This is a genomic window from Campylobacter sp. CCS1377, assembly GCF_040008265.1.
GTDB lineage: Bacteria > Campylobacterota > Campylobacteria > Campylobacterales > Campylobacteraceae > Campylobacter_D.
In genome coordinates this window covers 1,356,327-1,377,787 of the sequence record NZ_CP155620.1, presented here as the reverse complement: position 1 = coordinate 1,377,787, position 21,461 = coordinate 1,356,327, and the positions used below count along the sequence as shown (strand labels likewise).

General features: G+C 31.3%; 21 protein-coding genes. 13 read left to right on the top strand and 8 right to left on the bottom strand.

Annotated features, from left to right (window positions below; genetic code table 11):
- Position 1: 1 nt before the first annotated feature.
- The 5 genes from AAH949_RS06955 (at position 2) to AAH949_RS06935 (ending at position 6,337) form a co-directional block, all read left to right on the top strand.
- Positions 2–1,069: a branched-chain amino acid ABC transporter permease gene (locus AAH949_RS06955; RefSeq protein ID WP_348518331.1), complete on the top strand. Its 1,068-nt coding sequence runs from the start codon at positions 2–4 to the stop codon at positions 1,067–1,069.
- Positions 1,066–1,836 (top strand): ABC transporter ATP-binding protein, encoded by a 771-nt coding sequence (locus AAH949_RS06950; RefSeq protein WP_134238135.1) that lies wholly within the window; start codon positions 1,066–1,068, stop codon positions 1,834–1,836. Before AAH949_RS06955 ends, AAH949_RS06950 begins: the two co-directional genes overlap by 4 nt.
- On the top strand, positions 1,823–2,518 hold the full coding sequence (locus AAH949_RS06945) for an ABC transporter ATP-binding protein (protein ID WP_134238134.1): 696 nt from the start codon (positions 1,823–1,825) through the stop codon (positions 2,516–2,518). The genes AAH949_RS06950 and AAH949_RS06945 overlap by 14 nt, the downstream gene beginning before the upstream one ends.
- A gap of 127 nt (positions 2,519–2,645) precedes the next feature.
- Positions 2,646–5,891 (top strand): cytochrome c biogenesis protein CcsA, encoded by a 3,246-nt coding sequence (ccsA, locus tag AAH949_RS06940; RefSeq protein ID WP_348518330.1) that lies wholly within the window; start codon positions 2,646–2,648, stop codon positions 5,889–5,891.
- Positions 5,888–6,337: a hypothetical protein gene (locus AAH949_RS06935; protein ID WP_348518329.1), complete on the top strand. Its 450-nt coding sequence runs from the start codon at positions 5,888–5,890 to the stop codon at positions 6,335–6,337. The genes ccsA and AAH949_RS06935 overlap by 4 nt, the downstream gene beginning before the upstream one ends.
- 478 nt (positions 6,338–6,815) lie before the next feature.
- On the opposite strand, the gene leuD is transcribed toward AAH949_RS06935, so the two are convergent.
- The 5 genes from leuD to AAH949_RS06910 all read right to left on the bottom strand — a co-directional run bounded on the left by leuD (position 6,816) and on the right by AAH949_RS06910 (position 12,475).
- Positions 6,816–7,418, bottom strand: coding sequence for a 3-isopropylmalate dehydratase small subunit (gene leuD / locus AAH949_RS06930; protein ID WP_348518328.1), 603 nt, complete (start codon positions 7,416–7,418; stop codon positions 6,816–6,818).
- Position 7,419: 1 nt separating this feature from the next.
- A complete protein-coding gene (leuC, locus tag AAH949_RS06925) occupies positions 7,420–8,826 on the bottom strand; it encodes a 3-isopropylmalate dehydratase large subunit (protein WP_134238130.1) in 1,407 nt (468 codons plus the stop codon).
- Entirely contained in the window at positions 8,819–9,901 is a 1,083-nt protein-coding gene (gene leuB, locus AAH949_RS06920; protein WP_348518327.1) for a 3-isopropylmalate dehydrogenase, read from the bottom strand. Before leuB ends, leuC begins: the two co-directional genes overlap by 8 nt.
- Complete coding sequence (leuA, locus tag AAH949_RS06915) at positions 9,898–11,451, bottom strand: 2-isopropylmalate synthase (RefSeq protein WP_348518326.1); 1,554 nt, start codon at positions 11,449–11,451, stop codon at positions 9,898–9,900. Before leuA ends, leuB begins: the two co-directional genes overlap by 4 nt.
- A 127-nt stretch (positions 11,452–11,578) precedes the next feature.
- Positions 11,579–12,475, bottom strand: a complete 897-nt coding sequence (locus AAH949_RS06910) for a LysR family transcriptional regulator (RefSeq protein WP_348518325.1) — start codon at positions 12,473–12,475, stop codon at positions 11,579–11,581.
- 112 nt (positions 12,476–12,587) lie between these two features.
- On the opposite strand from AAH949_RS06910, the gene AAH949_RS06905 reads away from it, so the two are divergent.
- Entirely contained in the window at positions 12,588–13,676 is a 1,089-nt protein-coding gene (locus tag AAH949_RS06905) for a YeiH family protein (protein WP_134238126.1), read from the top strand.
- A gap of 48 nt (positions 13,677–13,724) precedes the next feature.
- Positions 13,725–14,294 carry a hypothetical protein gene (locus AAH949_RS06900; protein WP_348518324.1) on the top strand — a complete coding sequence of 190 codons (570 nt, stop codon included), beginning with the start codon at positions 13,725–13,727 and terminating at the stop codon, positions 14,292–14,294.
- Between the two features lie 2 nt (positions 14,295–14,296).
- Here AAH949_RS06900 and rsmG read toward each other — a convergent pair whose 3' ends face one another.
- Both rsmG and ribA read right to left on the bottom strand, forming a co-directional pair.
- Positions 14,297–14,884, bottom strand: a complete 588-nt coding sequence (gene rsmG / locus AAH949_RS06895) for a 16S rRNA (guanine(527)-N(7))-methyltransferase RsmG (RefSeq protein WP_134238124.1) — start codon at positions 14,882–14,884, stop codon at positions 14,297–14,299.
- Positions 14,881–15,441, bottom strand: a complete 561-nt coding sequence (ribA, locus tag AAH949_RS06890; RefSeq protein ID WP_348518323.1) for a GTP cyclohydrolase II — start codon at positions 15,439–15,441, stop codon at positions 14,881–14,883. The genes rsmG and ribA overlap by 4 nt, the downstream gene beginning before the upstream one ends.
- Before the next feature lie 67 nt (positions 15,442–15,508).
- On the opposite strand from ribA, the gene hemB reads away from it, so the two are divergent.
- From hemB to AAH949_RS06860, 6 genes are read left to right on the top strand one after another with little or no spacing between them, the layout of a single operon-like run.
- Positions 15,509–16,492 carry a porphobilinogen synthase gene (gene hemB, locus AAH949_RS06885; protein ID WP_134238122.1) on the top strand — a complete coding sequence of 328 codons (984 nt, stop codon included), beginning with the start codon at positions 15,509–15,511 and terminating at the stop codon, positions 16,490–16,492.
- Positions 16,489–17,400 carry an ornithine carbamoyltransferase gene (gene argF / locus AAH949_RS06880; protein ID WP_348518322.1) on the top strand — a complete coding sequence of 304 codons (912 nt, stop codon included), beginning with the start codon at positions 16,489–16,491 and terminating at the stop codon, positions 17,398–17,400. Before hemB ends, argF begins: the two co-directional genes overlap by 4 nt.
- 17 nt (positions 17,401–17,417) lie before the next feature.
- Positions 17,418–18,062, top strand: coding sequence for a hypothetical protein (locus AAH949_RS06875; RefSeq protein WP_348518321.1), 645 nt, complete (start codon positions 17,418–17,420; stop codon positions 18,060–18,062).
- A gap of 26 nt (positions 18,063–18,088) precedes the next feature.
- On the top strand, positions 18,089–18,580 hold the full coding sequence (locus tag AAH949_RS06870; protein ID WP_348518320.1) for a DUF2603 domain-containing protein: 492 nt from the start codon (positions 18,089–18,091) through the stop codon (positions 18,578–18,580).
- Positions 18,567–19,922, top strand: a complete 1,356-nt coding sequence (gene hemN / locus AAH949_RS06865) for an oxygen-independent coproporphyrinogen III oxidase (RefSeq protein ID WP_348518319.1) — start codon at positions 18,567–18,569, stop codon at positions 19,920–19,922. The genes AAH949_RS06870 and hemN overlap by 14 nt, the downstream gene beginning before the upstream one ends.
- A 1-nt stretch (position 19,923) precedes the next feature.
- Positions 19,924–21,189 (top strand): (Fe-S)-binding protein, encoded by a 1,266-nt coding sequence (locus tag AAH949_RS06860; protein WP_348518318.1) that lies wholly within the window; start codon positions 19,924–19,926, stop codon positions 21,187–21,189.
- On the opposite strand, the gene AAH949_RS06855 is transcribed toward AAH949_RS06860, so the two are convergent.
- Positions 21,184–21,405: a hypothetical protein gene (locus tag AAH949_RS06855; RefSeq protein WP_134238116.1), complete on the bottom strand. Its 222-nt coding sequence runs from the start codon at positions 21,403–21,405 to the stop codon at positions 21,184–21,186. The genes AAH949_RS06860 and AAH949_RS06855 overlap by 6 nt on opposite strands.
- Between the last annotated feature and the right edge of the window lie 56 nt (positions 21,406–21,461).

Genomic DNA, 21,461 nt, shown 5'->3' with positions numbered 1-21,461 from the left:
TATGGATTTCACTAAAATTGAAAACAAGTTTTTTCATTTATTATTTTTAATTATTGCTATCGCTTTTATTATTGTTTCTCCGTATTTTTTTGATGATTATGGAGAAAGAATATTAAGCAATATTGCTATTTTTATTATTTTGGCTATCAGTTACAATCTTATCAACGGAGTTACAGGGCAATTTTCACTCGAGCCCAATGGTTTTGTAGCCATAGGAGCTTATGTAACAGCCTTGTTGCTTTTAAATAGCGAAAGTAAAATCGATCAATTTTCATTAGAGGATCCAAGCACTTTTATTTTAGCTTTTCATTCTCCAAATTTTATTTTAGCTTTATTGGCGGCTGGATTTTTTTCTTGTTTGCTTTCTTTTATTCTTTCTTTTGCTGTTTTTCGCGTAAGAGGGGATTATTTGGCTATTGTAACTTTAGGTTTTGGTATTATCATTAAGCTTTTGGCAATTAATTTTCCTTCAATAACCAATGGTTCTTTGGGGCTTACTTTAAGCTCTAGTGATTTGCCTAAGTCTTCAGATCTTATTTATTGGACAGGTGGTATAGCAATTATTTCTGTTATTCTTATTTTAAATATTACCTATTCAAAATACGGTAGAGCTATGAAAGCCATAAGAGATGATGAGGATGCCGCTAGTGCGATGGGAATTCATACTTTTTGGATTAAAACATTAGCTTTTGGCACTTCGGCGTTTTTAGAAGGCGTAGGTGGCGGACTTTTGGCATACTTTTTAGCTTCTGTTTCTCCGGAACAATTTGACTTTTTGCTAACTTTTCAATTATTGATTATTATTGTTTTGGGCGGACTAGGATCAACAACTGGGGCAATTATTGGAGCTGTTTTGGTAATAGGTGGAAGTGAATGGCTAAGATTTTTAGATGAAAGTATGAATATTTTTGGTTATCAAACTGAAGCAAGACCAGGACTTAGAATGGTTGTTTTTTCATTGGCGCTTATTCTTGTTATGCTTTTTGCACGAAAAGGTTTAATGGGAGATAAAGAGCTTTTAGACTTTTTGAAATTTAAGAAAAACCCTAAAAATGGGAGAAAACAATGATACTTAATTTGGAAAAAATTTCTAAGAGCTTTGGTGGAGTAAAAGCTATAAATGAAACTTCTTTTTGTATCAATGAGGGTGAAATTTTTGGACTTATTGGACCAAATGGTGCTGGAAAAACTACACTTTTTAATATTATTACCGGAAATTATAAACCTACAAGCGGTAAGGTTTTTTTTAAAAATCAAAGGATAGATCATTTAAAACCACATAAAATAGTGCATTTGGGGATAGCGCGAACCTTTCAAAACATACGCCTTTTTTCAAGTATGAATGTGTTAGAAAATGTATTAATAGGTTTTAATCATCAAATGAAGTATAGTATTTTTGAAGCTTTTTTACATTTTGGGCGTTTTAGAAAAGTAGAAAAAGAATTTCAAACTAAGGCTTATGAGCTTTTAGAAGAACTTGGTATTGCGGAGCTTGCACAAGAAAAGGCTACGAGTTTGAGCTATGGACAACAAAGAAAAGTAGAGATTGCAAGAGCTATGGCGACAAGTCCAAGACTCCTTTTGCTTGACGAACCAGCTGCTGGAATGAATGGAGCAGAAAGCGATGAGCTTGCAGAACTTATTTTTAAATTAAGAAAAGATTATAAGATTAGCGTGTTGCTTATAGAACATGATATGAAATTTGTAAACAAGCTTTGCGATAGAGTTTTGGTTTTAGATTATGGTAAAACAATTTTTGAAGGCAAGGTTAGCGATGCAGTAGAAAACAAAGATGTTATAGCGGCTTATTTAGGGGATTTTAATGCTAGTAGTTAAGAATTTGCATGTTTATTATGGTTTGATTGAAGCGGTTAAAGGTATTGATTTTAAAGTAGAAACAGGACATATTGTTTCTTTAATAGGCTCTAATGGTGCTGGAAAAACTTCCACCTTAAATGCAATGCTTAATATCGTTAAAAGAAAAGGGGAGATTAATTTTTTGGGTTATGATACCAAAAGACATCTTACTCATACTTTAGTAGAAAAAGGTATAGCTTTAGTTCCTGAAGGTAGGCGTGTTTTTATTAATCTTAGCATTGATGAGAATTTAAAAATTGGAGCATTTAATAACGCTGAAAATTATGAGCACTTAAGGGAGCAAATGTATAAAATTTTCCCTAGACTTGCAAGCAAAAAGAACGCTTTAGCTGGAACTTTAAGTGGAGGAGAAGCACAAATGCTTGCTATCTCAAGAGCTTTGATGAGCGAACCTAAGCTTTTAATGCTTGACGAACCTTCTTTGGGACTTGCGCCTAAAATTGTTGGAGAAGTTTTTGATACCATAGTGCGTTTAAAAGAAGAGGGTATTACTATACTTTTAGTAGAACAAAATGCTTATTCTGCTTTAAAAATCAGTGATTATGCTTATGTTTTAGAAAATGGAAAAATTCCTATGCACGGTAAAGCTAGTGATATTATAGGTGATGATGAGATTCGCAAAAAATACTTAGGTGTGTGATTTTGTTACTAAAAGTAATTGCTTTATCAAAATCATTGAAGTATATTTATTTTCTTATAAATGTTACAAAGAGTTAAATACTCTGATTTATAATTTGTTTTTTTAAATTATCAAAAAGAAGGTCTAAATGAGAACAATAATCAAAAGTATTGGGAATATTAAAAATTCTATCATACTATTTTTACTTTTTGCTTTTTTTAGCGGTTTAGCAACTTTTATAGAAAGTGCTTATGGAACACCTACTGCTTGGGCTATGATTTATGGTACTTTGTGGTTTGGTTTTTTGCAGCTTTTATTGGGCATAAATTTGCTTTGTGCAATGTTTATTTACAAAATGTTTATGTTGAAAAAATTTCCATTGATGCTCTTTCATCTTTCTTTTTTATTCATTCTTTTAGGTTCTGCAATGACTCGTTATGGAGGTTATGAAGGGATATTAAGTATTAGAGAAAACGAGTCTAATTCTGTTGTCGTAAGCTCCAAATCTTTTATTAAATTTTCAACTTTAAAAGATAATAAAATTTATGGTCAAGCGATGCAAAAAGACATAGCCGTACTTCCTTTTGCAAATAATTTTGAATTAAATCTTAAAGTCGGAGATGGGGATGAGAAGGCAAAATTAAGTTATAAAAATTTAATTTTAGATGCCAAAGAAGTGATGATAGAAGATGAAAATGCTAGTGCTTTACTCAGCTTTATGTTAGCGGATAAAAATGGAAATTCGCAAATCATTAAACTTACTCAAGGAGAAATTAAAACCATTGATGGTGTTAATTTTGGTTTCTTAGTTGATAAGCTTCCTAGTCCTTATGTAAAAATTGATCAAAATTTAAATCTTAGCTCCAGCAATGATTTGGAATTTTTTGCTATGCAAACTGGCGAAAATGGTGTTTTAAAAGCTGGAAAAAATGCAAGCACAGATCAAAAACGCTTATATAATATAAATGGAAATAGCTTTGTAATACAATTTGCCTCTTTGTATGCAAGCACTCAAATTCAAGGAATTAATCGTCCTGAAGATGAGAGTTTTTGGTTATGGTTTGGCACTAGATGGATAGAACTTGCAAGAACTTCATTAATTGCTTTATTTGGTGAGGCAAGTGCGTGGAAAAATGAACCTTTGCTTTCTTTAAAAACTTTTGCTATGGATACCAAATACCAGCCTCATGATCTGAAAATGGCCAGAAATGCTTTAGAATTAGAGGTTGAATATAAGGGTGAAAAAGCAAACATTTTTGTCTTTGAATTTGCTAAACCTAGTGTTGTAGAACTTAGTGGAGAGAAATTTTTCATCGCTTGGAATACTTCTGTTCATGAGCTACCTTTTGAAGTTTATCTGAGAGATTTTCAGCTTGATCGCTATGCGGGTTCAATGTCTCCAAAGTCTTATGCTAGCGAAATCACTGTGACTCACGGAGACAAAAAATTTGATTATAGGATTTTCATGAATAATGTTTTAGACTATGAAGGATATCGTTTTTATCAAAGTTCTTACGATCAGGATGAAAAAGGCACTATACTTTCGGTAAATAAAGATCCTGGTAAAATACCAACTTATATAGGTTATATTTTGCTTTCTTTGGGAATGTTTTTAAATATTTTAAATCCAAATTCAAGGTTTAGAATTCTTGCAAAATTAGTCAATAAGGACGCTTTAAAATATACTTCTGCTATTGCTTTTGCAAGTTTGGTGTTTTTTACCAATGAAGTTAAAGCACAAGAACTACCACAAATTTCAGACGAGCATGCCAAAAGTTTAAGCACTTTAATCGTGCAAAGAAATGGTGGTAGAATGGTTCCTTTTGATACTTTGGCAAGGGAAATTTTAGAAAAAGTTCATAAAAACTCAAGTTATAAGGGACAAAACGCTAATGCGGTGATGCTTTCTATGCTGGTTAATGCAAAAATATGGGCTGATGAAAAAATCATTGCCATGCCACCAAATACTGCTGTAAGAAAAGAGATTGCTAAAATTTTAGGTTTGGATGAAAATATAGATCATAAATATGTTTCATACAATGATTTTTTAAATGCTGATAATACTTATAAAATTCAAAGATATGTAGAAAACGCTAACCGTCAAAATCAAAATGCTAGAGGGGTTTTTAATAAAGAAATACTCAAGCTCGATGAAAGATTTAATATCGTTGCTTTGGTATTTTATGGAGAACTTTTTAAAATTTTCCCTGCTCAAAATGCTATTAATAATGAATGGTATTCTTTTTTTGAAGCAATGAATCAGACTCAAAATAAAGAACAAGCTATTATTTTTACTTTATTTCAAAATTATATTAATTCTGCAATACAAGCGATTCAAACTGGAGATTGGGAAAAAGCAAATCAGAATTTAACATATATAAAAGCTTATCAAAATGAATACGGTGCGTCGATTATACCAAGCGATAGTAAAATAAAAACAGAACTTTTTGTTAATAAAGCACAAATCTTTGTCGAGCTTATTAAAATTTATCTAGTTGCAGGTATTTTGCTTTTGGTTTTGGTTTTCACCAAGATGTTAAAATCTAGTTTAAAAATAAATTTTGTTTTTAAAGCTATTTATATTTTTAATATCATTGCGTTTTTAATCCATACTTTAGGGCTCGGACTTAGATGGTATTTAGCTGAGCGTGCGCCTTGGAGTAATGCTTATGAGAGTATGGTTTATATTGCATGGGCTTTGGCTTTATCAGGTATTTTCTTTTCGCGTAAAAGTCCAATAGCGCTATCTTTAACTTCTATTCTAGCGGGTATAACTTTAATGGTTGCACATCTTAATGAAATGGATCCGCAAATTACAAATATTATGCCGGTTTTAAATTCTTATTGGCTTAGTATCCATGTATCTGTTATTACTGCAAGTTATGGATTTTTAGGACTTTGTGCCTTGCTTGGAATTTTTGTTTTAGTTTTAATGTGTTTTCTTAGAAAAGATGGAAAAGCCAATGGAAATATATTAAGAAATATTACCGAAGCGACAAGAATTAGTGAAATGGCAATGATCTTAGGACTTTGTTTACTTACTGTTGGAAATTTCTTAGGTGCGGTTTGGGCAAATGAAAGCTGGGGAAGATATTGGAGTTGGGATTCCAAGGAAACTTGGGCTTTAGTGAGTATCTTGGTCTATGCTGCCATTTTGCACTTAAGAATGATACCGAACTTTTTAAATCAATATAATTTCGCTCTTATTTCTATGTTTGCTTATTGGAGTATTATTATGACTTATTTTGGGGTGAATTATTTCCTTGTGGGACTTCATTCTTATGCAGCAGGAGAGGCTGCGAAAATTCCAGATTATGTTTATTGGGGATTTTTAGCAATGGTTATTTTAGGGTTTGTGGCGTATTTTAAACGTTCTTATGTTAAAAAAGTATGAATGACAAATCGGTTTTAATATTTATTTTAATTTTAGCCATTGCACTTGTTATTGCTTGTGTGGTGGCTTTGATTTTACTGCATAAAAATCGAGATTTAGTTAAAAAATCTCAAAAAACTCAACAAAAAAATGAAATTTTAAATTTAGAGGCTTTAAAAAGTGCTTTAGAAAATACAAGATTAAATTCCCAGCAACTTCAAGAATTTGCTATTATGTTTATCAACACTCAAAAATTTGATAAAAAAAAATCAAAACAACTTAGTCAAGCCATGAAAGAAAAACTTGATTTTATCGCACTTTTTGCAGCACATCCTAATGCGAGTGCGAAAAATATCTCTTTTCTTAATAGAGAGCTTAATAAGCGTTATAGTATTTATAAATCAGAAATTGATGGTTATGAGCAAATGGGATTAGCCAAGCGAAAAATGCGAGAGAGTGGGAGTTAAATTTAGCAGATTTTTTCTTCATTTTAGGGTTTAGACGCGATATATATAGAGATTCATCATTTCTTTTACTTCATTCAGAATGACTAGAAAGAGTAGGGAGATTCTTCGTATTGCTCATAATGATGTGTAAATTCATTATTACGAAAGAGCATTTTCGCTATCTTATGAGTGTTAGAAAAAAGATTAGGCAGTTAGCCTTATAAAAGAGCAATGTGTTTTTCAGTTGTCTTAAAGAAAATAATTTTTCTTCCCAAGTGAAACGAAGGATTTAAGTAGTCTTAGTCATCTTGAACATGGTGAAGGATCTTTATTTAAATAAAGTTTTTCATTAAAAAAAGTTTTAATACAATAAGAGATTCTTCACATTCGTTCAGAATGACGGAGTGTAGTGTTATCTGGGAGAGTAATACTTTTTGTCATCCTGAGTGAAATAAACAATCTCTGTGGCAAGAAAGTTATAAATTTTTATCCATAATGTTTAAACCAAATAAACTTGAGAATGATTTTCGTATTTTTTAATCTCATCTTGATATTGCAAAGTAAGATCTATCTTATCGAGACCATTTAAAAGGCAATTGCGGTAAAATTCATCAATTTCAAAATCAAATTCTTTCCCAAAAGCATAAACCTTTTTTTCTAAAAGAGAGATTTCTAAGCATTTGTTTTCATTTGTTTGAAGTATTTCTATGAGCCATTGCACTTTACTTTCTTCAAGTGTGATGGTTAATAATCCATTTCCCAAAGCATTATTTTTAAAAATATCAGCAAAGCTTGGAGCAATGATGACTTTAATACCATAATCCATTAAAGCCCATGGTGCGTGTTCTCTTGAAGATCCATTGCCAAAATTATCTCTAGTAACAAGAATGGAAGTATTTTGAAATTCTGTTTTATTTAAATTAAATTCAGGATTCAAAACACTTTCTTTGTCATCTAAATAACGCAAATCGTGAAATAAATGTTTACCAAAACCTTTTTTAGAAACAGAAAGTAAAAATTGCTTAGGTATGATTTGATCTGTATCGATATTAGCAAAGTCTAAAGGACAAGCAATGCCTTTATGAGTGATAAATTTTTCCATTTTAAGCCTTTAAATATTTTCTAGGATCACAAATTTTGCCCTCAATCGCCGCAGCTGCAGCACTTGCAGGAGACATTAAATGAGTGATAGAGTCTTTGCCTTGTCTTCCAACAAAATTGCGATTTGAGGTTGAAGCCACTCTTTGTCCAGCCCCAGCTTTATCATCATTCATGGCAAGACACATAGAACAACCTGGTAATCTCCATTCAAAACCCGCATTGATAAAAATTTGATCTAAGCCTTCTAATTCGGCTTGTTTTTTTACCCACATTGAACCTGGTACAGCTAGAGCTACTACTTTAGGGTTGATTTTTTTGCCTTTTAAAATTTCTGCTGCAGCTCTAAAATCCTCAATACGACCATTGGTGCAAGATCCGATAAAAACTAAGTCAATATCTACTCCATTAATTTTTTGTCCTTCTCGAAGTTTTGTATAGTTTAGAGCGTCCATTAAGGTTTTTTTATCCACTTCGTTTTGGAATGTACTTTGAGTAGGGATATGATCATTTATGCCTATAACTTGTCCAGGATTTGTCCCATAAGTTACTTGAGGCTCTATAAGACTAGCGTCAATTTCTATGACTTGATCGAATTTTGCATCCGCATCGCTTTTAAGCTCTTTCCATTTTTCAACTTGGCTTTCAAATTCTTTATCTTTTGGGGCAAATTCTTTGTTTTTAATGTATTCAAAAGTTACTTCATCAGGAGCGATCATTCCGGTTTTTGCGCCCATTTCTATAGCCATATTCGAAAGAGTCATTCTCCCTTCCATGCTTAATTTCTTTACCGCTTCACCGCAAAATTCAACCGCATAACCTGTGCCACCTGCAGTGCCTAGTTTTCCTATGATATAAAGAATTAAATCTTTTGCATAAACCCCTTCTTTAAGGCGTCCTTTGCATTCTATTTTCATGGTTTTTAATTTTGCTTGTTTTAGGGTTTGTGTTGCCATAACATGTTCAACTTCAGAAGTCCCTATGCCAAAAGCTAAAGCGCCAAATGCGCCATGTGTAGCCGTATGAGAATCCCCACATACCAAAGTAGTCCCAGGTAGAGTAAAACCAAGCTGGGGACCTATGATATGGACTATGCCTTGATTTTCATCTCCTAAACCAAAAAGCCTTACGCCAAATTCTTTTGTGTTTTGCATCAAGGTTGTGATTTGCTCTTGTGCCATAGTGGAACATGCGTTTAAATCACTACTTTTGGTTGAAACATCATGATCTATTGTTGCAAGTGTTAAGTCTGCTCTTGCCATTTTTCGTCCTGCTAGTTTAAGTCCTGAAAAAGCTTGAGGGCTTGTAACTTCGTGAATTAAATGTCTGTCGATATAAAGCGTTGGAATTTCATTTTGTCCCTGAAAAACGATATGGCTTTCATAAACTTTTTCATATAAAGTTTTACCCATTATTACACTCCAAATTTTGTAAAATTGCATCACCCATTTCATCAGTGCTAAGATAATTTTGTGGGTTTAGATCTTTTGTGAATTTTCCTTGTTTTAAGGTTTTACTGATAGCATTTTCGATGGCTTTAGCAGCTTTGGCTTCATTAAGAGAATACTCAAGCATTAAAGCAGCACTTAAAATTTGCGCTATAGGATTAGCAATATTTAAATGTGCAATATCTGGTGCGCTCCCACCGGCTGGCTCATAAAGTCCAAATTTTTTCTCATTAATGCTAGCAGAAGAAAGCATTCCCATAGAGCCTGTGATCATTGCCATTTCATCGCTTAAAATATCACCAAAAAGATTGCTACATAGCACAACATCAAATTGAGATGGATTTTTGATGAGTTGCATGGTTGCATTGTCTATATACATGTGTTCCAATTTTACATCAGGATAATTCCCTGCAACTTCGCTAACAACTTTTCTCCATAAAATAGAGCTTTGCAATACATTTGCTTTATCGATAGAAACAACATTTTTGCGTCTAAGTCTTGCACTTTCAAAGGCAATTTGAGCGATTCTTTCTATCTCTTTGCGTGAGTAAATTTCTGTGTCAAAAGCGGTATTACCGTCATCTTTAGTGCCTTGAGGTTTGCCAAAATAAATTCCTCCTGTTAATTCTCTTACACATAAAATATCTACGCCTTTTGAGACAATTTCATTTTTCAAAGGCGATAAATGCTCTAAATTAGGATAAATTTTTGCAGGACGAAAATTTGCAAAAAGATTAAAATGTTTGCGTAAAGGTAAAAGTGAAGCCCTTTCGGGTCTTTGTTCTATGGGTAAATTATCCCATTTTGGTCCACCTACAGAGCCAAATAAAATAGCGTCTGAATTTTCGCAAAGTTTTAAAGTATCATCACTTAATGCTACCCCATAAGCATCAATACTTGCACCACCTATTTTTGCTTCATTTAAGTGAAGTTTGAAATTAAATTTAGCACCAACAAAATTTAAAATTTTAATCGCTTCCTTCATTACCAAAGGACCGATGCCATCGCCTGCTAAAACTGCTATTTTATATGAATTCATTTTTCACTCCTTTTTGCATTTTCTATTATCAAAGCTCTATAAATTGCATTGCACACACTAATAAAAGCTTGTGCGGAAGATTCTATAACATCGGTTGAAAGGCCTTTTCCATGGAATTTTCTGCCTTTAAATTCCACATCCACATCCACTTGTCCTTGCGCATCCACTCCTGAGCTTTTAGCATTGATGATATAATTTATCAAAACGCAATCAATTTGAGTGAGTCTTGTGATGCAGTTAAAAACCGCTTCTACTGGACCATTTCCGGTGCTTGATTCTGTTTTTAATTCCCCATCAATTAGCATTTGTACAGAAGCAGTTGGAATCACACCTTTTCCGCCGCTAATTACATTTAAATTTTCAAGAACAAATTGTGCCTTATCTTCCATATCTTGGCTTAAAAACATTAAAGCTTCCAAATCATACTCATACACTTGTCCTTTTTTGTCCGCAAGGCGTAAAAATCTTTCATATACATCATCTAAATTATAAGTATTTTCGGCATAACCAAGATTATCAAGACAAGTTTTTATCATAGCTCTTCCGCTTCTTGCTGTCATTAACATTCTGTTTTCATGCAAACCTATACTTTGAGGGGTTATAATTTCGTAAGTTTGTCTATTTTTAAGCACACCATCTTGATGAATTCCAGAACTGTGAGAGAATGCATTTGAGCCCACTATGGCTTTATGTGAAGGCACGGGCTCGTTGCAAATAGCTGCTACAAGTTTTGAAGTTTTGGCGATATTTTTGTGAATGATATTAGTGTAAAGTTCATTCATATAATGAGCCCTTGTTTTAATTGCCATTGCAACCTCTTCTAAAGCACAATTTCCAGCTCTTTCACCAAGTCCATTTATGGTACATTCTATTTGTCTTGCTCCTTGTATGATGGCGCTAAGACTGTTACCTGTTGCCATGCCTAAGTCATTATGACAATGCACTGAAATGATAGCTTTATCTATATTAGGAACTTTATCAAATAAAGTTTTAATGATATGACCAAATTCATAAGGTAGGGTATAGCCAACTGTGTCTGGAATATTAATGGTTGTAGCACCTGCTTCAATGGCTTTTTCTACCATCAAACAAAGATTATCAATAGGCGTCCTTCCTGCATCTTCGCAAGAAAATTCCACATCATTAGTATAGTTTCTTGCCCTTTTAATAGCTTTTTGTGCCATAGTGATGATTTCATCAAAATCTTTTTTTAATTTATCTTTTACATGCAAGGTCGAAGTGGCTATAAAAGTATGAATTCTAAACCTAGAAGCGATTTTTAAAGCCTCATAGCAAGCATCGATATCTTTATCCACGGCACGTGCTAAAGCACAAACGGTAGAATTTTTTACATTTTTTGCTATGGTTTGTACTGAGTTAAAATCTCCTGGAGAAGATACAGGAAAACCCGCTTCTATTACATCAACGCCTAGATTTTCGAGTGCAAGGGCAATTTGCAGTTTTTGATTGATATTAAGAGATTGTTGTAAAGCTTGCTCGCCGTCTCTTAAGGTTGTATCAAAAATGATGATTTGTTTATCGTTTTTCATAGTTTGCCCTTTATTTAAAAAATGTGTAGATATAATTATGTTTGAAATTTGCTTTTTGTTGCATAAAGGATTTAAGAAATTAAAATATTTTTTGCAAATATCTCATTCCTTGTAACTAAATGAAAAATTATTTGAAATTATCTTTTGCTAAAAATAAGAATTTTTCAAATTTGTCTAATAAAGGATTAAAATCATACTCCTTTCTTTTAAGTGTATAAAAATTTCTTTTAAGATCAATGTTTTTTAGTTTTATAGCATAAAGAGTTTTGTTGTAAAGTTCTTTTTCTACGGCTTTTTTTGGAAGCACAGAAAGTGCATTTTTGTTTAAAACTAGTTCTTTTATGGCATTCATTCGATCTAATTCTAAAAAAATAGGCAAAGTAATACCTGCTTTATTTATTTCATCCAAAAACCTAGTTCTAAGACCCGATCCTTGTTCTCTAAGTATCCATTTATAATTTAGCAATTCATCGATATAAACTGCTTTTTGACTTAAAGCTTTATCATTACTAACGATTATAAGCTCATCTTGATGCCATAGTTTGGATTTAATTTGTTCGTTATGTAAAATGATAGGTTCAATCTCGCTTTCTACAATACAAAATTCCACTAAACCTTTCTTTAAAAATTCAAAACATTCTTTGGTATTGCAAGTTTGAAAGTAAATTTTTATTTTAGGGAAGTGTAATTTAAAATCAAATAAAATATCAGCTATAAAATATTCCGCTATACTTTGTGTTGCGGCAATTTTAATTTCGCCTAATAAGGTTTCATTGTTTAAATTTTCTAAACTTGCGTAATATGTTTTAACCAGATCACTCCATATTTGTGCTAAAGACAGCGCTTTTGGAGTTGGTAAAAGTTTTTTGCCTAGCCTTTCAAAAAGAATTTCTCCCAGTTGTTGTTCTAAATTTTTAATGATAATTGAAATATTAGGTTGAGTGGTAGAAAAATTATTTGCAGTTAAGGTGGGACTTTGGGTATTTAAGAGATCTAAAAAAATTTCCATATCTTTGATTTTCATGATTTTAACCTTAAAAAATAATTTAAAATATTTATGATAAAAATTAAAATAATATATTTTTATTATTATATAAAAAAAATTAAAATAACACCAAAAATTAAATTAAAGGATAATGAAAATGTTTTTATCACTTTTTCTCATATTAAAATCAAATTTTAAAGGACTGGTTTTTACGGCTTGTATTGTTGCTTTTTCTTTTTATTTATCTAGTATCCCAAGTATAAAAGAAAATACACATTTAGCTGCCACTGCCTTTGCTATTATTATAGGGGTTTTATTCTCGCCATATTTTTTCAAATACCAGCATCATCTGCGTGTTGGCGTACATTTTAGTGCTAAAAAATTATTGAAATTAGGCATTATTTTATATGGATTTAATATCACCTTAAATGAACTTTTAAATGTTGGAATATGGGGATTTTTATTGTCATTTATTGTCATTTTGATAATATTTTTAATTGCTGTGTTTGTCGGAGTTAAAATTTTAAAACTTGATAAAGAAACTTCTATGCTTGTGGGTGCAGGAAGTGCTATTTGTGGCGCTGCAGCTGTTTTGGCTCTAGAATCAAGCTTGAAAAGCGATGCTTCTAAGGGTGTTTTGGCTGTGGGAAGTGTGGTAGTTTTTGGACTTATTTTTATGTTTTTATATCCCGTGCTTTTTTCTTTAGATTTTTTAAATTTAAATGAAAATGCTATGGGAATTTTTATGGGTGTAACTTTACATGAGGTGGCTAATGTTGTTGGCGCAACTCAAATAGCTAAAGATATGGTAGGATTTTCTCAAAATGCGGCAAATTTAGCTGTGATTATTAAAATGATGCGAGTGATTTTACTTGTGCCTTTTTTGCTTATCGTGGCTTATGTGATCACAAAAACTCAGAAAAAAGAGGGTAAAAATAGTTTTAAAAAAATTACTATACCTTATTTTGCACTTATTTTTTTATTTATTATAATGTTAAATACTTATTTATTTCATCAAGAAAAATTTTTGGGAATTTATACTCAAGATATTATTAATGCAATGAAAATGCTTTGTAATATTTGTATTGTTTTTGCTATGGCTGCTTTGGGGCTTCAGGTTGATTTTAAGAATTTTATTAAAAGTGGATTAAGGGTTTTTGTTTTGGCTTTGATTTTGAGTTTGGTTTTGTTTTTTGGAGGGTATTTTTTAGTGCTTGAATTTCAAGCTGTACTTTGTTAATTAAATAAGATTATAATTCTCTTATTAATTTTAAATTAAGGAGAAAAAATGAAAAAAAGTTTTTTTGCTGTGGCTTTATTGTTACTTGTTTCAGGTTTAAATGCTGTTAGTTTTGATCAAAATACTTTAAAAGTAAATTTTCAAGCCTATAAAACAGAGCAAATGGTAGGAGTTCCTGGGGAATTTAAAAATGTGAAGTATAAATTTTCTAAAAATACTGGAGATTTAGCAAGTTATTTAAAAGGAGCTAAGGCTATTATTAAACCAAGCGATGCTTTTATGGGTGAAGATAACGATATTATTACTGAAAATGTAGTTAAAGTATTTTTCCCTGCTTTACTTGGAAATTCTGATATAAAAGTATCATTTGAAGAAGTTATTATGGGTGAGAATAAGGGTGTAATTTCAGCTAAAATTACCATGGATAGAAAAAGTGTTATGGTTCCATTAACTTATACTATAGAAAATAATAAATTTGAAGCTAAAGGTCAGTTTGATTTGCATACTTTTAAAAATGCAAGTCAAGCTTTAAAAGCTTTAAGTGATGTAGCGCCAGGACATGGTGGAATTTCTTGGCCTTTAGTGGATATTACTTTTAGTGCCAATATCATTCAATAATTTTAAAGCGACTCTTTTGTCGCTTTTAATATACAATATTTTCTAAAACCATTTTCAAAAATTTCATATTCTTCTAAACCCTTTAACTCTTCATAAATTTCACTGCCTTTATATAAAATAAATTTTGTATTTTCATCGCATAAATTTGTGCAAATTTCAAGCAAGGGTTTAACATCCATTAAAGCCCTTGAAGTAATAATATCAGCTTTAAAATCCAGTTTGCAATTTTGCACTTTTTCTTTATAAATACTTAAATTTGATAAAGCGCATTCTATTTTTACCATTCTTAAAAAAGACGCTTTTTTCGGATTTGGTTCAAAAAGATGAAAATGTCCTTTTAGTAAAAGAGTTAAAAAAACCGCAGGAAATCCTGCTCCGCTTCCAATATCAGCAATATTTTTTGCTTTTTGAAAATCAAAAAATTTTAAAATTTCAATACTATCAAGGATATTCTCATCAATATTTTTAAAATTTGTAAGATTATGAATGTGATTAAACTTAGTCAAAAGATCTTTATAGATTTTAATTTTACATTTAAAATCTTCTTTGTTAAAATCATTTAAGTAAGTATATAAAAAATCTAAATTCAAAGCAAGTGTCCCATTTTACTTTGTTTTATTTCTAAGTACGAAGCATTAAATTTGTTTGCATCAATGATGATTGGCACACGAGAAATGATTTTGTCTTTTAAACATTCTATTTTTAAAGGATTATTTGTAAGCAAATTTAGTTTTGAAATCTTATAATGTTTTAGCATAAATTTCACAATTTCATAAGTTCTTTCATCGGCTTTAAAACCTAGCTGGTGATTGGCTTTTATGGTATCAAATCCTTTATCTTGCAAAGCATAAGCATTGACTTTGTTAAAAAGTCCAATTCCTCTTCCTTCTTGTCTTAGATAAATTACCATTCCACTGTTTTTTTCTATGTATTTTAGTGAAAATTCAAGCTGTTCCCCGCAATCACATTTTAAACTTCCCAAAGCATCGCCGGTTAGACATTCTGAGTGGATTCTTAAATTTAATGTATCTTTTGGTTTATTTTTAAAAATACATAAATGCTCTTTTTCCCCTTCTTTAAAGCTTTGTATTTTAAAATTTCCCCATTTGCTAGGCAAATTTGCAATTTCTGAAATTTTTATATCCATTCAATACTTTCTATAATAATTTTTATGTTAAACTTTGAGCTAAATTTTAGCAAAAAAGGCAAAAATTATGTTTAAACGCTTTAGAAGATTAAGATTAAATGAAAATTTAAGAGCTATGGTTAGAGAAAATTCCTTAAACATTGGTGATTTGATTTATCCACTTTTTGTAGTAAATGGCAAAGGAATTAAGAAAGAAATTTCATCAATGCCTGATGTTTTTCAAATGAGTTTAGATGAAATTTTAAAAGAATGTAAAATTATAAGCGAGCTTGGTATAAAAGCCATCATTCTTTTTGGTGTCCTTGAAAATGATAAAAAAGATAGTTGTGGAAGTGATGCATTGGATGATGAAGGGCTTATTGCAAAAAGTATAAGAGAGATAAAAAAAGAATTTCCAGAACTTTTTATTATCAGCGATCTTTGTTTTTGTGAATATACAGATCATGGGCATTGTGGGATTATTAATCCAAAAACTAAAAGCGTAGATAATGATTTGACCTTAGAAATTTCTGCCAAACAAGCCTTAGTTCATGCAAGAGCTGGGGTTGATATGATAGCACCTAGTGGAATGATGGATGGCATTATAGAAACTTTGCGCAAGGCTTTAGATGAAGAAGGCTTTGAGAATTTACCCATCATGAGCTATTCGACTAAATTTGCTTCAAGCTATTATGGGCCGTTTCGCGATGTAGCAGACTCAGCTCCGAGCTATGGTGATAGAAAAAGCTATCAGATGGATTTTGCAAATGGTAAAGAAGCTTTAGAAGAAAGCTTAGAAGATGAAGCGCAAGGAGCAGATATTTTAATGGTAAAACCCGCTCTTGCTTATCTTGATGTAGTAAAAGAAATTTCACTGCATTCAAATTTGCCTTTGTGTGTTTATAATGTAAGCGGCGAATACGCTATGCTAAAAGCGGCAAAAAATGCCGGAGTGATTGATTATGAAAAGGTTCTTTATGAAACAATGATAGCTTTTAAAAGAGCGGGCGCAAAGCTAATCATCACTTATCATGCTAAAGAATTAGCCAAAATGCTAAAAGGAGAAAAATGAGACATTTTTTAACACTCAGAGATTTTTCAAAAGATGAAATTTTAAGTCTTGTAGAACACGCAAGCGAGCTTAAAAAAAATCCTAAAAAGCTTTTACAAGACAAAACTTTAGCGATGATTTTTGAGAAAAATTCTACAAGAACTAGAATGGCTTTTGAACTTGCTATTACAGAGCTTGGTGGAAAGGCTTTGTTTTTAAGCAGTAATGACTTACAACTTAGTCGTGGCGAGCCTATAAAAGATACAGCCAGAGTCATTGGTGCAATGGTTGATTTTGTGATGATGAGGGTAAATAAGCATGAAAGTTTAGTGGAATTTGCTAAGTATTCTAAAGCACCGGTTATCAATGCTTTAAGTGAGCTTTACCATCCAACGCAAGTTTTAGGCGATTTACTCACTATAAAAGAATACAACAAAATGCAAAATAATACCGCAAAAGTAGCTTTTGTAGGCGATAGTAATAATATGTGCAATTCTTGGCTTATTGCATCTTCAATTCTTGGTTTTGAAATTAGCATTGCTTTGCCAAAAAATTATGAAATTAATAGTGAAATTTTAGAATTTGCCAAAGAAAAGGCAAAAACTTCAGGAGCAAAAATTGCCTTAACAAATGATAAATTTGAGGCTATAAAAAATAAAGATGTAGTTATTACTGATACTTGGGTTTCTATGGGCGAAGAAAATGAAAAAGAAAAGAAAATCAAGGATTTTGAAGGCTTTATCATTGATGAAAAGGCAATGAGTGTGGCAAATGAAGATGCGATTTTACTGCATTGCTTACCTGCTTATAGGGGTTATGAAGTAAGCGAAGAGAGTTTTGAAAAGCATTCAAAAGTGATTTTTGAAGAAGCAAGAAATCGCCTTTATGTGGTAAAAGCCTTGCTTTGTTTTTTGGATAAGGAAAAATAAGACTTATGGAGCTAACATTGGGATTATTATTAACAGATGCGTTTTTTCTTATTATAGCTTTATACCTTTATTGGGATTTGTATAAGTATATGCAAGTTTGTCGTTTTGGCAAAAGATTTAAAAATATTTTGAGAAAAAAACATATTCAAATTGATAATCCTTTGTTTAAAAGCAGTAATTTTACAAAACGCATTGTTTTCGTATGGGTATTGATTGTTTTTGCAATTCTATTTGCCTATTTTTTATTAGAAATAAATGGGCTACGCATACGCACAAAAGTAAATTTAGATCAATTGCTTGAGTCTGTTTATTTATTTTTTCCTATCATTTTAGCAGTATTGCCATTTATTATACATTTTTTTTTAACTATTCCAACTTGCATACTTAGCGATAGTATTGTGCAAAATGAAAAAGGTTTTTTGCTTAGAGCTTTTGGCGAAGAGTGTTTTTTAGAAAATGAGAAATTTACTTGTTGTATGGGTGAGCTTATTGCACCATTTGGTATAAGACCTTGTGGAGTTGAACCAGTGGCTTATCAAGTATTATATTTTAAAAGAATAAATCAAAGTAGCAAAGATGAAGAAATACTTTGCCTTTTACCAGCCACTATTAAAAATATAAAATTTATAGGACAAAATTTGATTTTAGAAGCTAAAATATAATATAACAAAAACAAGGAGAAATGTATATGAAAGAGCTTAAAAAATATAGTAATTGTTTAAAACGCATTGATGAATTTAGCCAAATTTTAGGTATGAAAAAAGAAGATAGAGCTATTTTTGAAATGAAGCAAAGCGAGAATGAAAATGAAAAATGTTTGGTGCTTAAAAATGGTAGCTTTGATTCTCCTGAGCCTTGGTTTATTGTAGATGAAAACGATGAAATTCACACCCTTGTTTCTTTATCGAGTCTTAAAGGCATTTTAGAAAATTTAAAACAAAGTCAAAGCGAAAATTTTGAGTTGCGTCTTGAAAAAGCGATTTATCAGCAAATTCCTATTGATTTTAATGATGCTTGGATAGTGGCGATGGACGAGATAAAGCGCAAAGCACAAGATGGCAATGTGGAAGTTAATATTGATCTTGAAAAATTAGTTGCAGACATTAAAAAAGAGCATCCAAATTTATTTGTCGATATGCAAGCTATGATAGAAAGGGCGAAAAATAATGAGAGATTATAAAGCTTTTGTAAAGTATTCTAAGGCAGGACCGCGTTATACTTCTTATCCTACTGCAGTGGAATTTAATAAAGATTTTAAATATGAAGAATATGTGGAAATTTTAAAAAAACAAAATAAAGCTTTATCGCTTTATTTTCATTTGCCATTTTGTAGGAGTGCTTGTTATTTTTGTGGTTGTAATGTAATTTATACTGCTAAAGAAGAAAGCAAAGAAAGGTATTTAAACTATCTTTTTAAAGAGCTTGACATTTTAAGCACTATTTTAGACACTAAAAGAGAAGTGGTGCAAATGCATTTTGGTGGTGGGACTCCTACTTTTTTTAGTGCCAAGCAATTAGAAAGTTTGATTTTAAAAATTAAGTCTGTGTTTGCAAATTTTAGTAAAGATGCAGAAATTAGTTGCGAGATTGATCCTAGATTTTTAAATGAAGAGCAAGCTGATGTTTTAACCAAAAATGGCTTTAATCGCATTAGTTTTGGAGTGCAGGATTTTAACGAAAAAGTGCAAAAAGAAATTCATAGAATTCAACCTTTTGGGGTAACACAAAATGCGGTTAATATGGTAAGAGATAGAGGTATAAAGTCCGTAAATATGGACTTAATTTATGGCCTACCTTTTCAAACCTTGGAAACTTTTAAACAAACTTTAGAACAAGCGCTTTTAATCAATCCTGATCGTTTAGCGATTTTCAACTATGCACATGTACCTTGGCTTAAGAAAAATATGAGAAAATTTGATGAAAATACTTTACCAAGTCCTGATATAAAACTTCAAATTTTAGAGTATTGCGAGACATTTTTAACTAAGAATGGTTACAAAATGATAGGAATGGATCACTTTGCAAAAGAAGAAGATGAACTTTTTAAAGCTTTGGAAAATGGAACCCTGCATAGAAATTTTCAAGGTTATACTACTAAAGGTGGCGCAGATTTAATTGGTGTTGGACTTACAAGTATTGGTGAAGGACAAAATCATTATGCGCAAAATTTTAAAGATATGCCAAGTTATGAAGCCGCAATTGATAAGGGAATTTTACCTTTTGAAAGGGGGATTAAATTAAGCTATGATGATGAGCTTAGAAAAACCGTGATTATGGAATTGATGGCAAATTTTAGACTTGATATTAAAAGAATAGAAAAAGAATTCAAAATTGATTTTAAAGAGTATTTTGAGGAAGAATTAAAAAGCTTAGAAGACTATAAGAGCTTTATTGATTTAGACGAAAATTATATCAGAGTTAATGAAACAGGTGCTTTGCTTATTAGAAATATAGCAATGTGCTTTGATGCTTATATGAAAAATATTAGCGAAGATAAAAAAGTATTTTCTAAAACGGTGTGAGATGAAATTTAGTGAAATTAGTGATGCTTGTGTAAAATGCGGGAAGTGTATTCCAAGTTGCACGATTCATAATGTTAGTGCAGATGAAACAACTAGTCCTAGAGGTTTTTTGGATCTTTTGGGAGCTTATGAGAGAAAAGAGTTGAGGCTAGATAAAAATTTAAAAAAAATATTTGAGTCTTGTTTTTTATGCACAAATTGTGTTGAGGTTTGTCCTAGTCATTTAAAAGTTGATAGTGCTATAGAAAAAGTGCGTCATGATATTGCTAAAGAATTTGGCATAGCGTGGTATAAGAAACTTATATTTTTCTTTTTAAGAAGACGCAAAATTTTAGATGTTGTTGCGAAATTTGGTTATGTGTTTCAAAGTTGTGCGTTTAAAATTCAAGCAAAAGATCAAAATGTAGGTATGAGAGCTAAATTTTCTATGCCTTTTATAAAAAAAGGAAGATTGCTAACAAGTTTTAATAAAAAAAGCTTTTTAAATTCAAACCCTAGCTTTATTGATAATGGCGGAGAAAAAACCATAGGATTTTTTGTGGGTTGCTTGGCGAATTATTTTTATATAGACACTGCAAATTCGGTACTTAAAATTGCTAAAGAGTTAAAAATTAATATAGATTTAATGAAAGATCAAGTTTGCTGCGGTGCACCACAATACTTTACCGGAGATTTTAAAAGTGTTGAAATTTTGGCTAAAAAAAATATAGAATATTTTGAAAAAAAGCTAGAAAATTTAGAGGCCATCATCATTCCTGAAGCAACATGTTCAGCTATGATTAAAGTCGATTATGAACATTTTTTTCATATGCAAAATGAGCTAGAATGGGCAAAACGTGCTAAGGTGGTTTCTTCTAAAATTTATATGGCAAGTGAGTATTTTTATAAATTCACTCCATTACAAGAAATATTAAAAAATAAAAAGAATTTAAATATAAGCGTAACTTATCATGATCCATGCCATGCAAAAAAAATGCAAGGTGTTTTCAAAGAGCCTAGAGAGCTTTTAAAGGCAAATTATCGTTTTGTTGAAATGAGTGATTCTAATGCTTGTTGTGGCTTTGGTGGCGTGAGTATGCAAACAGATTATTACGATAGAGCCTTGGGTGTAGGGATGCAAAAGGCTAGGATGATAGATGAAAGTCAAGCTTGTGTGGTAAGTGCGGAGTGTTCGGCTTGCAGAATGCAAATTTCTAATGCTTTGGAACAAAATAATAGCAAAGTGGTTTTTAAAAATCCCTTGGAATTAATTGCAGCTAATTTATGAAATTTTATCTTGCTGTTGAGAGATTACTTCGATATTAGAGCGATTTTTTTCTATAAGCATACGATTTTTTTCAACAGTATTTTTTAGTTCTTGAACTTCATTTTTGAGAATTTCTATATTTTTGGAAAAAATCTGAAGCTTTTTTTCGTAACGATTTGTGATTAAAAAGACTATTAATAAAAAAATGATAATCATAGTCCAATACATAAATTCCATTATTTTAACTCCTAAATACTTATTATTTCTTTGGTAAAAATAAGAAAATATTTTAC